Annotated in this window: 10 protein-coding genes; 6 read left to right on the top strand and 4 right to left on the bottom strand. The window is 43.4% G+C overall.

The genetic code is table 11. The annotated features are described in order from the left end of the window. The first annotated feature begins 3 nt into the window (after positions 1 to 3). Together DXA54_RS23050 and DXA54_RS23055 are read left to right on the top strand one after the other, a co-directional pair. Complete coding sequence (locus tag DXA54_RS23050; protein ID WP_004299085.1) at positions 4 to 1,221, top strand: bifunctional 3,4-dihydroxy-2-butanone-4-phosphate synthase/GTP cyclohydrolase II; 1,218 nt, start codon at positions 4 to 6, stop codon at positions 1,219 to 1,221. Positions 1,222 to 1,303: 82 nt separating this feature from the next. After that, positions 1,304 to 2,497, top strand: a complete 1,194-nt coding sequence (locus tag DXA54_RS23055; protein WP_120080788.1) for a pyridoxal phosphate-dependent aminotransferase — start codon at positions 1,304 to 1,306, stop codon at positions 2,495 to 2,497. Positions 2,498 to 2,720: 223 nt separating this feature from the next. Here DXA54_RS23055 and DXA54_RS23060 read toward each other — a convergent pair whose 3' ends face one another. Then, positions 2,721 to 2,891, bottom strand: coding sequence for a DUF362 domain-containing protein (locus DXA54_RS23060; protein ID WP_002559159.1), 171 nt, complete (start codon positions 2,889 to 2,891; stop codon positions 2,721 to 2,723). Between the two features lie 180 nt (positions 2,892 to 3,071). Here DXA54_RS23060 and metA point away from each other — a divergent pair, with 180 nt between their 5' ends. The 4 genes from metA to DXA54_RS23080 are packed head-to-tail and all read left to right on the top strand — an operon-like array spanning position 3,072 to position 7,524. Continuing rightward, a complete protein-coding gene (metA, locus tag DXA54_RS23065) occupies positions 3,072 to 3,989 on the top strand; it encodes a homoserine O-succinyltransferase (RefSeq protein ID WP_004299113.1) in 918 nt (305 codons plus the stop codon). Beyond that, entirely contained in the window at positions 3,986 to 5,815 is a 1,830-nt protein-coding gene (locus DXA54_RS23070; protein WP_120080790.1) for a peptidase U32 family protein, read from the top strand. Before metA ends, DXA54_RS23070 begins: the two co-directional genes overlap by 4 nt. Then, positions 5,812 to 6,957, top strand: a complete 1,146-nt coding sequence (locus tag DXA54_RS23075; protein ID WP_195537720.1) for a zinc ribbon domain-containing protein — start codon at positions 5,812 to 5,814, stop codon at positions 6,955 to 6,957. The genes DXA54_RS23070 and DXA54_RS23075 overlap by 4 nt, the downstream gene beginning before the upstream one ends. 36 nt (positions 6,958 to 6,993) lie before the next feature. Further along, a complete protein-coding gene (locus DXA54_RS23080) occupies positions 6,994 to 7,524 on the top strand; it encodes a GNAT family N-acetyltransferase (protein ID WP_120080792.1) in 531 nt (176 codons plus the stop codon). Between the two features lie 517 nt (positions 7,525 to 8,041). Here the strand turns inward: DXA54_RS23080 and DXA54_RS23085 are convergent. The 3 genes from DXA54_RS23085 to DXA54_RS23095 form a co-directional block, all read right to left on the bottom strand. Continuing rightward, positions 8,042 to 10,504, bottom strand: coding sequence for a TonB-dependent receptor (locus DXA54_RS23085; RefSeq protein WP_165863284.1), 2,463 nt, complete (start codon positions 10,502 to 10,504; stop codon positions 8,042 to 8,044). A 90-nt stretch (positions 10,505 to 10,594) separates the two neighbouring features. Further along, a complete protein-coding gene (locus DXA54_RS23090; protein ID WP_004306407.1) occupies positions 10,595 to 11,197 on the bottom strand; it encodes a response regulator transcription factor in 603 nt (200 codons plus the stop codon). Between the two features lie 16 nt (positions 11,198 to 11,213). Next, on the bottom strand, positions 11,214 to 12,866 hold the full coding sequence (locus DXA54_RS23095; protein WP_120080794.1) for an NAD(P)/FAD-dependent oxidoreductase: 1,653 nt from the start codon (positions 12,864 to 12,866) through the stop codon (positions 11,214 to 11,216). Positions 12,867 to 12,889: the final 23 nt, after the last annotated feature.

Below are 12,889 nucleotides of genomic sequence, written 5' to 3' on the forward strand. Positions count from 1 at the left end.
GTTATGAAAGAGACTATTAAAATGGATAGAATAGAAGATGCGATTGCCGACTTCAAAGAAGGCAAGTTTGTCATAGTAGTGGATGATGAGGACCGCGAAAATGAAGGCGACTTGATTATTGCCGCTGAAAAGATAACTCCCGAGAAAGTAAATTTCATGTTGAAACATGCGCGTGGGGTGCTTTGTGCACCTGTCACAGTGTCTCGTTGCAAGGAGTTGGATTTGCCGCATCAGGTAAGTGACAATACTTCCGTGTTGGGAACTCCTTTTACGGTTACCATTGACAAACTGGAAGGCTGTACAACAGGTGTTTCTGCTTCCGACCGTGCCGCTACTATTCAGGCGTTGGCCGATCCTACTTCTACACCGGCAACCTTCGGTCGTCCCGGACACATCAATCCGTTATATGCACAAGAAAAAGGAGTGCTTCGTCGTGCCGGACATACGGAAGCTACGATTGACATGGCTCGTCTGGCAGGACTTTACCCTGCAGGCGCCTTGATGGAAATCATGAGTGAAGATGGAACAATGGCACGTTTGCCCGAACTCCGCCAGATGGCAGATGAACATGGACTGAAACTGATCTCTATCCATGACCTGATTGTCTATCGTTTGAAACAGGAATCCATTGTGGAAAAAGGAGTGGAAGTAAACATGCCTACTGAACACGGGATGTTCCGTCTGATTCCTTTCCGCCAGAAATCAAACGGATTGGAGCACATGGCTATATTTAAAGGTACGTGGAGTGAAGACGAACCTATCCTGGTACGTGTTCATTCCTCTTGTGCTACTGGAGATATCCTTGGTTCGCAGCGTTGTGACTGTGGCGAGCAGCTGCATAAAGCGATGGAAATGATCGAAAAAGAAGGAAAAGGTGTGGTGGTTTACCTTAATCAGGAAGGACGTGGCATCGGTCTGATGGAAAAGATGAAAGCCTATAAGTTGCAGGAAGACGGTATGGATACCGTTGATGCGAATATTTGCTTAGGACATCTTGCTGACGAACGTGATTATGGAGTAGGTGCACAGATCCTTCGTGAGCTGGGAGTACACAAAATGAGACTTTTGACAAATAATCCGGTAAAACGTGTTGGTTTGGAAGCCTATGGATTGGAGATTGTAGAAAATGTGCCTGTTGAAACAGTTCCTAATCCGTATAATGAGCGATACTTGAGAACAAAGAAAGAAAGAATGGGACATACTTTACATTTTAATAAGTAAATTGCCATTTTGTTTTCATATATCAAATATTATCGCTTATTTTGCAGCGATTTTCACTCAACAACAATAAAATAGATACAAAATGAATCAATTATCAGATCGTTTGAACAGCTTGTCGCCGTCGGCGACGCTTGCCATGTCTCAAAAGAGCAACGAGCTCAAGGCACAAGGCGTTGATGTTATTAACTTAAGTGTAGGAGAACCTGATTTTAATACTCCTGACCACATCAAAGAAGCTGCGAAAAAAGCCGTAGATGATAACTTTTCCCGCTACTCTCCGGTACCGGGCTATCCGGCTTTGCGCAATGCTATTGTTGAGAAACTGAAAAAAGAAAACGGTCTTGAATATACAGCCGCCCAGATTTCGTGTGCAAATGGTGCAAAACAATCTGTTTGTAATACGATTCTTGTATTGGTAAATCCGGGTGACGAAGTAATCGTTCCGGCTCCTTACTGGGTAAGCTACCCGGAAATGGTGAAAATGGCAGAAGGTACTCCTGTTATCGTTTCGGCAGGTATCGAACAAGATTTCAAGATTACTCCGGAACAGCTGGAAGCTGCTATTACTCCGAAAACGAAAGCGTTGATTCTTTGTTCCCCGTCCAACCCGACAGGTTCTGTATATACAAAAGAAGAATTGGCCGGACTGTCTGCTGTATTGGCTAAACATCCGCAGGTAATCGTAATCGCTGACGAGATTTACGAACATATCAATTATATCGGCGCACATCAAAGTATCGCTCAATTCCCTGAAATGAAGGAACGTACAGTGATTGTAAACGGTGTATCCAAAGCGTATGCTATGACAGGATGGAGAATCGGTTTTATTGCCGGTCCGGAATGGATTGTAAAAGCTTGCAACAAGTTGCAAGGTCAGTACACTTCAGGTCCTTGCTCTGTTTCTCAAAAAGCTGCTGAAGCTGCATATACAGGAACACAAGAACCGGTAAAAGAGATGCAGAAAGCATTCGAACGTCGTCGTGACCTGATTGTGAAGTTGGCTAAAGAAGTTCCGGGATTTGAAGTAAACGTTCCGCAAGGTGCTTTCTACTTGTTCCCGAAATGCGATACTTTCTTTGGAAAGAGCAACGGCGAACGTAAGATTGCAGATTCGGATGATTTGGCAATGTACTTACTTGAAGAAGCTCATGTGGCTTGTGTAGGTGGTGCCTCTTTTGGTGCTCCTGAATGTATCCGCATGAGTTATGCTACAAGCGATGAAAATATCGTAGAGGCTATCCGTCGTATCAAGGAAGCATTAGCTAAATTGAAATAAGAGTTCACCACAGATTACACGGATGAACACAGATTAAAAGATTTTTTATTGTTCAATATATGTTTAAATTGTGATTCCCTTGCTGTAATATGTTGCAGTGAGGGAATTTTTATTTAGTTGAATATAAATAACCTGTGTCCATCTGTGTAATCTGTGGTGAAGACAAGAAATAAAAAAGGCTGCCTTCCGTAGAAAGCAGCCTGTACATTTTTTGTAGCTTGTATTATTCAGCCGGGTGAATTGCTTCAGACGGACAAACGTCTGCGCAAGTACCACAGTCAGTACATACATCTGGGTTGATAGAATAGATATCACCTTCAGAGATAGCTTCTACCGGACACTCGTCAATGCAAGTTCCGCAAGCAATACAATCGTCACTAATTACGTAAGCCATTTTTCTAAGATTTAAATTATTAGTACTAATTTCTTCGGCAAAAATAAGGCTTTTATTGATTAGTTGTTATGCTTCGATGATTAAATTGACTTAATTTGTACGTCTTCTAAATAAGCAACCTCCCTATAATCTGCTATATTTTTCGTATTTTTGCACTCAAATTACTAATATATAGCGATTATGCCTTTAAATTTACCCGATAAACTACCTGCGATAGAGCTTTTGAAGGAAGAAAATATTTTTGTGATCGACACTTCCCGCGCTACGCAGCAAGATATTCGTCCGCTACGGATTGTGATTCTGAACCTGATGCCGTTGAAGATTACAACGGAAACAGACTTGGTGCGCTTACTTTCGAATACACCTCTTCAGGTGGAGATTTCGTTTATGAAGATTAAGAGCCACACGTCGAAGAATACACCGATAGAACACATGAAAACGTTCTATACGGATTTCGATCAGATGCGTCATGAGAAGTATGATGGTATGATTATCACCGGAGCTCCTGTAGAACAGATGGACTTCGAAGAAGTGACCTATTGGGATGAGATTACGGAAATCTTTGATTGGGCACGTACGCATGTCACTTCTACCTTATATATATGTTGGGCAGCGCAGGCCGGATTGTATCATCATTATGGAATTCCTAAATATCCGTTGGAAGAGAAAATGTTCGGCATCTTTGAGCATCGTGTACTGGAACCTTTCCATTCCATCTTCCGTGGTTTTGACGATTGTTTCTATGTGCCGCATAGCCGTCATACGGAAGTGCGCAGGGAAGATATTTTGAAAGTTCCGGAACTGACGTTGCTTTCCGAATCGAAAGAGGCCGGTGTCTATATGGCGATGGCACGGGGCGGACGTGAGTTCTTTGTCACGGGGCACTCTGAATATTCTCCGCTGACACTGGATACGGAATACCGCCGTGACTTGGATAAAGGCCTGCCAATAGAGATTCCCCGCAATTATTATATAGACGATGATCCTGAAAAAGGTCCGTTGGTACGTTGGCGTGCTCATGCCAATTTGTTGTTCTCCAACTGGTTGAACTACTTTGTTTATCAGGAAACACCTTACAACATCAATGATATTAAATGATAAAGCAGCGTAAAATAGAACTTCTCGCTCCGGCGAAAAACCTGGAATGTGGTATTGAAGCTATCAACCATGGTGCAGATGCTGTATATATCGGTGCTCCGAAATTCGGTGCCCGTGCGGCAGCTGTGAACTCATTGGAAGATATTGAAGCATTGGTGCAGCATGCTCATTTGTATAATGCACGTATTTATGTCACGGTCAATACGATTCTGAAAGAAGAAGAGTTGAAAGAGACGGAGGAGATGATTCATGCACTTTATCGGATCGGTGTCGATGCACTGATTGTACAGGATATGGGAATCACGAAACTGAATCTTCCTCCGATACCACTTCATGCCAGTACGCAGATGGACAATCGTACGCCGGAAAAAGTGAAATTCCTTTGGGAAGCAGGTTTCCGTCAAGTGGTGTTGGCGCGGGAGTTATCGTTGCGTGAAATAAAGAAGATTCATGAAAGCTGTCCGGAAGTATCTTTGGAAGTATTTGTACATGGTGCTCTTTGTGTCAGCTATAGCGGGCAATGCTATGTTAGTCAAGCCTGTTTCGGTCGTAGTGCCAATCGTGGAGAGTGTGCACAATTCTGCCGTCTGCCTTTTAGTCTGGTAGATGCGGACGGGAAAGTGATTGTCAAAGACAAACATCTGCTTTCCCTGAAAGATATGAATCAAAGTGACGAACTGGAGCAACTACTGGATGCCGGAGCTTCTTCATTTAAAATAGAGGGACGACTGAAAGACGTATCTTATGTGAAGAATGTGACAGCCGCTTATCGCCAGAAACTGGATGCGATCTTTGCCCGTCGTCCGGAATATGTACGTGCTTCTTCGGGTACGTGTAGTTTCGAATTTAAACCACAACTTGATAAGAGTTTCAGTCGTGGATTCACGCATTATTTCCTGAATGGACGTGATAAAGAGATATTCTCTTTCGACACTCCTAAATCGCTGGGCGAAGAGATGGGAACCATGAAGGAGGCCCGGGGCAACTATCTGACAGTTGCCGGACTTAAATCCTTTAACAATGGAGACGGTGTTTGCTATATCGACGAACAGGGACATTTGCAGGGTTTCCGTATCAACCGGGTGGACAGCAACAAACTCTATCCGCAGGAAATGCCCCGTATCAAACCCCGCACTACACTGTATCGTAATTTCGACCAGGAATTTGAGCGAATCCTTTCCCGCAAATCTGCCGAAAGAAAGATCGCAGTGAAAATCTTGCTTGCCGACAATAATTTTGGTTTCTCCCTGACATTGACTGATGAAGATGATAATAGCGTCACAATCACCCTCCCTCGTGAGAAAGAACTTGCCCGCACTCCACAGACGGACAATCTGAAAACGCAACTGTCCAAACTGGGGAATACACCTTTTGAAGCAAAAGAAATAGAAATATCCTTTACCGGAAATTGGTTTTTGCCAGCTTCAGCGTTAGCCGATTTCCGCAGACAGGCAATCGACCAATTGATAACTGCCCGTCGAATCAATTATCGTCAGGAATTGGCAGTATGGAAGTCAACGAGTCATGCTTTCCCACAAACTACATTAACATATCTGGGGAATGTAATGAATACCCGTGCAGCTTCTTTCTATCAAGAACATGGGGTACAACAGGTAGCGGCAGCATACGAAAAAGAAGCAGTGGAAGATGCGGTACTGATGTTCTGCAAACATTGTTTGCGCTATAGTATGGGCTGGTGTCCTATCCATCAACGGGTACGTTCGCCTTATAAAGAGCCCTATTATTTGGTGTCGAATGACGGCAAACGTTTTCGTCTGGAATTTGATTGTAAGAATTGTCAAATGAAAGTAAAGGCGGCACAATGAGGATAATTAATCACGGAATCATTCGTCACAGAGGACGTAGAGGAGACAACGTTTCAACTCATTCTTCCGGTATCGGTCGTTTGAACGGTTTGTGGAAGAGAGATGGAAAATTATTCTCCATGTTCTCTGTGTCTTCTATGTCATCCGTGTCTTATAGTAACTTTGTGTTCTCTGCATTCTCTATGGTGAAGTCTGTCATGGGCTTGCTATTGTGTCTGTTTCTGCTTTCGTCTTGTTATTATAAAACGCCTGCTCTGGATTCGGAGGAGCTGTCGAAGAAAACAAAAGATTCGCTGACTTACCTGTATGAACGCCATTATACATGGAATACAAACTTGGAAGTAGTCGATGATTCCATCTCTTTGGAATGCCTCCCAATAAAAGATACTTTTATTCAGTTGAATAGGGGGGATAGGGTAGTGGTTGCAGAGTTTGCGGTTCATCCTGCCGATAGTGTAGACAGCATTTGGGTGAAACTGGCACATACACAAGATGAACAGGGTTGGATACGTGAGAAAGAACTCAAGAAGTCATTTGTACCGACTGATAGTATTTCGCAGGCTATTCATCTTTTCAGCGATACACATGCCTCTTATTTTGTGGTTATTTTTGCTTTATTTGTTGGAGCTTATTTGTTTCGCGCTTTCCGTCGGAAGCAGTTGCAGATGGTTTATTTTAATGATATTGACAGTGTTTATCCCCTGTTTCTTTGTTTATTGATGGCTTTCAGTGCAACGATTTACGAATCAATGCAGGTCTTTGTACCGGAAACGTGGGAACATTTTTATTTCAATCCAACTTTGTCGCCGTTCAAAGTACCTTTCATTCTCTCTGTTTTCCTGTTGAGTATCTGGTTGTTTCTGATAGTTGCTTTGGCGGTGTTGGATGATTTGTTCCGACAATTGACTCCTGCTGCGGCTATCTTTTATCTGCTGGGACTGATGTCCTGCTGTATTTTCTGTTATTTCTTCTTTATCCTGATGACACATATCTATATCGGTTATCTATTCCTGGCCTTTTTTATTTTGGTTTTTGCGAAGAAGGTCTATCGAAACATTGGGTATAAGTATCGTTGCGGACATTGCGGGGAGAAACTAAAAGAGAAAGGTATATGCCCCCATTGTGGAGCGATTAACGAGTGATTTTATTATCTGTTTTATTTCTGAATAACTTTTCAAATGATGGAAATCAGACCTACCGAAATAAAAGATCTCCCTTTAGTGATGGAGATTTATGACTATGCCCGTGCCTTTATGCGTGCAACCGGGAATACTACCCAGTGGATTGACGGTTATCCGTCGGAAGCATTGATCTGCCAGGAGATTGAAGACGGTCATAGCTTTGTCTGTACCGGTGAACAAGGAGAAATCTTGGGAACTTTTTGTTTCATCTTGGGAGAAGATCCTACTTATCAACAAATTTATAAAGGTGCATGGCTCAATGACGAACCTTATGGAGTGATTCACCGGTTGGCAACGAACGGAAAGCAGAAAGGGGTGTCGGAAGCTTGTCTGGACTGGTGTTTCGAACGTTGGCCTAATGTCCGGGTAGATACTCACCGGGATAATAAGGTCATGCAACATATACTGACGAAGTATGGCTTTCAACGTTGCGGCATCATTTATGTAAAGAATGGGACGGAGCGTATTGCTTATCAGATGAAGCGTTTGCATGGTGGGGTGGAGGAATCTGATCGTACTGAAGTATAGGTCAGGCACGTTGGATTATGAACGAAGCAGTCTTAGGTATAAGCAAACTGATAGCAAGCAGTAGGTAAACTAATGCCGAAGCATTGATAAAGTTCCGGTAAGGTGCCGGTATAGTTGTGTGAGGGTACCGCTATCTTTACCTTCCCACGGCCGTGGTAACTTCTTCCCACAGTTGTGACGAGATCCTCCCATGGCCGTGAAGAGATGCTACCACGGCCGTGGAGAGTTAAGGATAGCGTAGCTCTGACAGAACAATACCGATTGGGTAAATCAAGTATAACGGCTTTATAATGCAAACTTCATAGGGACATACGTTCTTCTATCCCGTATTCTATGCTGTTAATCTACAAAGAGACAGGCTGACAATAAAAGTCCGAATCTTTTATTGTCAGCCTGTTTTGGGTTATTGTCAGCACTTATTGTCAGCTGTTAATACGTTGAAAATCATTATTCTATATGGATGAAATCTTTAGCTGACAATAAAAAGACTAAATAATATCCTTATGAGTAAAAATGATTAGAAGCGGCAGCGAAGATCTACCCCAAATTGCATTGGGCGTCCTTTCTGCATGAAACCTTTGTTCATTGTTTCGAAATAGAAGGCGGCATAGTCTTTATTCAGGAAGTTGCGTGCCCAGAAACTAATCATTGCATCACCGATTTCCAGATTCGTTCTCCAGTTGAGTGTGCCGTAGAAGGATTGGCTGACGTCGTTTTGTTCAGTCCAGTAGATACGTCCGGCAGCGTTATAGTTCGCTTGGAATACAACCCGGTCGAAGATAGAACGTGGGCTGCAGGTGATGGCATATTCTCCACCGATATTTAATGTATGCTTGGGAACAAAGGGAACATATTTGCCATTGTAATCCGTAATTATGGGAGTGCCATCTTTTTTCTCTTCGGTGATTATATAATCAGTAAAGGTGGCATACGTATATCCATAACTGGCATTCAGGCTAAGTTCTTTAGTCACACTGGCACGAAGAGCTGCTTCTGCACCATAGCTGCGACTTTTTCCTGCATTAATCGTGATACGTCCCAAACCACTTTCTGCAAATTGGGAGAGTTGTTGGTCGCGGGTATCCATGTAGAATGCTGCGACGTCGGCCCAAAGTCTGCCTTCCCATAAAGTAAGGTGGCTACCTACTTCGTAGTTCCACGAATATTCGGGCTTGTAAGTAGTAGAAGTTTTTACGTCAATCTCTTTTGCTGGTACCATTTGGTCCATCATTTTTATAATGGTTGCCCCCCATGTGGCATCTTGCCCTATTGTCGGACTTTCTTTGATGGCATTCATCATCGAATTTTTCAATTCAGTTTGTGATAAATCAGAGAACATCTGGATGTTATATCCTCCCGAACGATATCCCCGGGTAACGGTGGCATAAACATTATTTTGATTCTTCCATTCATATTGAATAGCAAATTTGGGTAGAAGTTGTACGTAATCAGCCGAGAGCTTACCTACGAAAGAGGCCGGAGCTTTCATATTCTGATCGGACAGATTTATTTGCGTGGGCCCCATTGCCATGTGGAAGTCGAAACCAAAGTTGATAGGAGTGCTAAGAGAATTATACTTCATACTGATTTTCTCGTAATCGAGTCGGAGTCCGGCTGTAACGGACAACCCTTCGATGAACAGATTGTTGAAAGTGGACTGATGATAAAGTGCACCGCTAAGGGTTGGGGTATCGAAGGTTCCTCCTACGCTTAATGTCGGGTTGTGCACGGTCATTCCCATGGTGGGAGCTCCGGGTTTGGCAGAGACTTCTTCAAAAGCGGAATTGGCGTTGTTTTCAATGACTGACTTCACTCCTTCTTCTTTGAACAGAACAGGACCTGTAGTATGTAGCCATTGATAGAATCCGAAAGCACCCGTAGCCCACTGCCATCTTTTTCCAGGTTTGGCTTTCAAGACAATTTCTTCGGAAATGGTGTTCGCTCTCTGCTTTTGTTCGATGTTGAAAATATCCCTCTCTGTGAAGTCCTGATCGAGGAACATACGGTCATTCAGGTTCTGATAACCTGTCACGGCACTTAATATAAAGTTACAGGCTTGGTATTCGATGTTAACACCAGAGTTGAGCAATCCACGGCGGTAACTACTACGATCGTTATATGAAATCTTACCGATGTAGTCTGCCCGGTCTTCTGTCATTTCTTTACCGTCTTTTTGAGCTTTGGCTATGGCACTGGGAGTAATACCGGTATAATAATACGGATACCCACCTTGATCGCTATATTCATAGCTAAGTGCCATATCTATTTTCAGATTAGATGTCGGTAGGTAAATTCCACGAAAACGTCCGCCTCCGGCGTTGCTTTTGTCGACCTTTTCGTTATTTCGTGCAGAATTCTCAAAGAAGCCGCCTGTATGCTCGTAGAAACCTCCGGTAGAAAAAGCAAAGCGGTCGGATGTACGGTGATAATGGGTGAGTGAAACGTTATAATTATTGTAAGTTGCTGCTCCCATGCGAATATCGGTGCCTTGATAAGTGAAAGGAGATTTAGTATGTACCTTGATAAGCCCTCCCATCGTGTTACGCCCGTAGAGAGTACCTTGTGGTCCGCGAAGAATATCAATACGTTCGATATCAGCATAGTTGAAGTCGAAAGCGGATTTGTCGATATAAGGGATATTGTCTACATAAAGTCCTACGGACGGAGTATTGATGCGTGAACCGATTCCACGGATATAAATCGAAGTAGTCAGTTTGGAACCATAGTCAGGGATAAACAGATTGGGAACAATACCTGTCAGGTTCTTCACGGAATTTACCTGATTGGCGCGCATATTGTCTTGCGATAAAACGGTGGCGGCTACCGGCAGATCACGTAATTTACGGTTCTCTTTTGGAGTAGCAATCACTACCACCTCTTCGATGTCTACTATTTTTAGTGAGTCTTTGGGGAAATCTTCAGCCCATGCTGTCCCTGTCGTCAGGAGCGTGAGGGCAATCATAATATTCTTTGTCTTCATCTGCTGTTAATTTATCTGGTGCAAAGTAACGGCAAATATAGATGACAGTCAATCCTCATTTATTAGGATTATGACTTATTTTTTAAGAGGTCAGATTCGGTCAGCTTCGATATATCCGTTCATTACAGCATAAATAGTCAGCCCGGAGACGGACTTAATGCCTAATTTCTCCGTGATATTTTTTCGGTGAGTGATAACGGTAGTCAGGCTGATATTCAGTTTATCTGCTATTTCTTTGTTGATTAATCCTTTGGTTATCAGTACGAGCACTTCTATTTCACGGGCGGATAGAATTTCCTGATGAGGCTGCATCGGAGGCATGGGTGGCATATCTTTTACCGGATAACCGTCATGGTGAGCATGTTGGTGAAGTTTCAATATGTTTTTCACCAGCTCTTCTTCGGATTCGTGAATGTTGAGTACAGGTACGCCGGACAGTTGGAATTGCGGACTGTCGCTTGCCAATACAATCGTTTTTCGTTTCCGGGGGAGAAAGAAAGCATTGTGCTCCACGTAAATCTGTGCGGAAATGAAATAGTGGGCATACATATCGGGAGTATCGTCCATCAGTTCGCTGAAGTGATGAAAAGTCCGTATGGTTGCCATAGGAATCATTTCCTCCAGGATTCCTTTCAGACCGAGACAGGTCAATGTATTGGCTTCTACAATTGCTATTTCGGGTTGATAATTCATTTTAGTGTAAGTTTAATTAATGATTGAAATAGTTGGCTACTGCTTCTGCACATCGTTCGCCGTCCACTCCGGCAGACACAATTCCTCCGGCATAGCCTGCCCCTTCTCCGCAAGGAAATAATCCACGAACGGTGACATGTTGCAGAGTATCCTTATCGCGTATGATACGAACGGGAGAAGAAGTTCGTGTTTCCACACCAATCATTACTGCCTCATTAGTCAGGAATCCGTGACTGCTGCGTCCGAATTGTTGGAAACCAAGAGATAACCTTTTGCTAATAAATGATGGCATCCAGAAATGAAGTGGAGACGAAATCAATCCCGGACTATAGGATGACTCGGGCAGATCGTAACTCAATTTCTTGCGGGTAAAATCCAGCATGCGTTGCGCCGGAGCGGTCTGTCGTCTGCCTCCCTGCAACCAGCATTGACGTTCCAATTCCTCTTGAAAGTGAAGAACAGATAGTAACTGTGAATTAATCTCTGAAAGTTGTGAACTTTTCAAATTTGGATTCAGTGCCATCAGCTGTTCATCTTGTTGGGCAGCCAATTCTTCATTCCTCATTTTTAATTTTTCATTTCCCAAATCCTCCGGTTGAATTTCCACTACCATTCCCGAATTACTCCACCGTGACCCACGGTTGGCAGGAGACATGCCGTTTACTACCACTTGTTCCGGTCCGCTGGCAGCAGGAACGATAAAGCCGCCGGGACACATACAGAAACTATATACTCCTCTGCCTTCTGCCTGTGTTACAAAGCTGTATTCTGCAGCGGGCAGGTATTTGCCCCGTCCATTCTTATTATGGTATTGTATTTGATCGATCAACATTGCCGGATGTTCGAGACGTACCCCGACAGCGATTCCTTTCGCTTCAATCGTCACATTATTGGCAGCCAGCCAACGATATACATCTCTTGCAGAATGTCCGGTTGCCAGTATCACAGGTCCGAGAAAGGTCTTTCCTGTATTTGTTTCGATACCTTTGACTTCATCGTTCTCAATAATCAATGCATCCATTCGTGTCTGGAAATGTACTTCTCCGCCACATTCGATAATGGTGTTCCGCATATTTTCAATGACACGTGGCAATTTGTCTGTTCCGATATGCGGATGCGCATCCACCAATATCGAAGTTGAAGCTCCATGCTGGCAAAATACGTTCAGAATCTTATCTACATTTCCTCTCTTCTTGCTCCGGGTATAGAGTTTCCCATCCGAGTAAGCTCCTGCACCTCCTTCTCCGAAACTGTAATTCGATTCTGGATCAACAGTGTGTTCCCTGCTGATTTGTGCCAGGTCTTTTTTACGTTCGCGCACGTCTTTTCCACGTTCGATGACGATAGGGCGTAATCCAAGTTCAACAAGGCGTAATGCAGCGAATAATCCGCCGGGACCTGCGCCAACGACAATCACTTGCGGTTTTCCTTCTACATTATTATATATAGTACGTTCGTACTCATCTTCTTGCGGCATTTCCTTGATGTATGCCCTTACCTTCAGATTGACGAAGATAGTCCGCTGGCGTGCATCAATACTCCGTTTCAAGATTCGGGTAGCGGTGATGTCACGTAAATTCAGACCTTTTTCTTTAGAAAGATATTCCTTTAATTTCTGTTCGTTTGCTGCGATTTCGGGAAGTATACGGAGTTGGTATTCTTGTGTCATTTAGTTATTATTGATATTGTTTT

The sequence above is a fragment of the Bacteroides sp. OF03-11BH genome (genome assembly GCF_003604005.1).
Lineage (GTDB): Bacteria > Bacteroidota > Bacteroidia > Bacteroidales > Bacteroidaceae > Bacteroides > Bacteroides ovatus.

Excerpts from the sequence above, each read along its gene's own strand:
- DXA54_RS23085 (WP_165863284.1), bottom strand. The coding sequence starts at position 10,504 with ATGAAGACAAAGAATATTATGATTGCCCTCACGCTCCTGACGACAGGG.
- DXA54_RS23070 (WP_120080790.1), top strand. The coding sequence starts at position 3,986 with ATGATAAAGCAGCGTAAAATAGAACTTCTCGCTCCGGCGAAAAACCTG.
- DXA54_RS23050 (WP_004299085.1), top strand. The coding sequence starts at position 4 with ATGAAAGAGACTATTAAAATGGATAGAATAGAAGATGCGATTGCCGAC.
- DXA54_RS23080 (WP_120080792.1), top strand. The coding sequence starts at position 6,994 with ATGATGGAAATCAGACCTACCGAAATAAAAGATCTCCCTTTAGTGATG.
- DXA54_RS23095 (WP_120080794.1), bottom strand. The coding sequence starts at position 12,866 with ATGACACAAGAATACCAACTCCGTATACTTCCCGAAATCGCAGCAAAC.
- DXA54_RS23075 (WP_195537720.1), top strand. The coding sequence starts at position 5,812 with ATGAGGATAATTAATCACGGAATCATTCGTCACAGAGGACGTAGAGGA.
- metA (WP_004299113.1), top strand. The coding sequence starts at position 3,072 with ATGCCTTTAAATTTACCCGATAAACTACCTGCGATAGAGCTTTTGAAG.
- DXA54_RS23060 (WP_002559159.1), bottom strand. The coding sequence starts at position 2,891 with ATGGCTTACGTAATTAGTGACGATTGTATTGCTTGCGGAACTTGCATT.
- DXA54_RS23090 (WP_004306407.1), bottom strand. The coding sequence starts at position 11,197 with ATGAATTATCAACCCGAAATAGCAATTGTAGAAGCCAATACATTGACC.
- DXA54_RS23055 (WP_120080788.1), top strand. The coding sequence starts at position 1,304 with ATGAATCAATTATCAGATCGTTTGAACAGCTTGTCGCCGTCGGCGACG.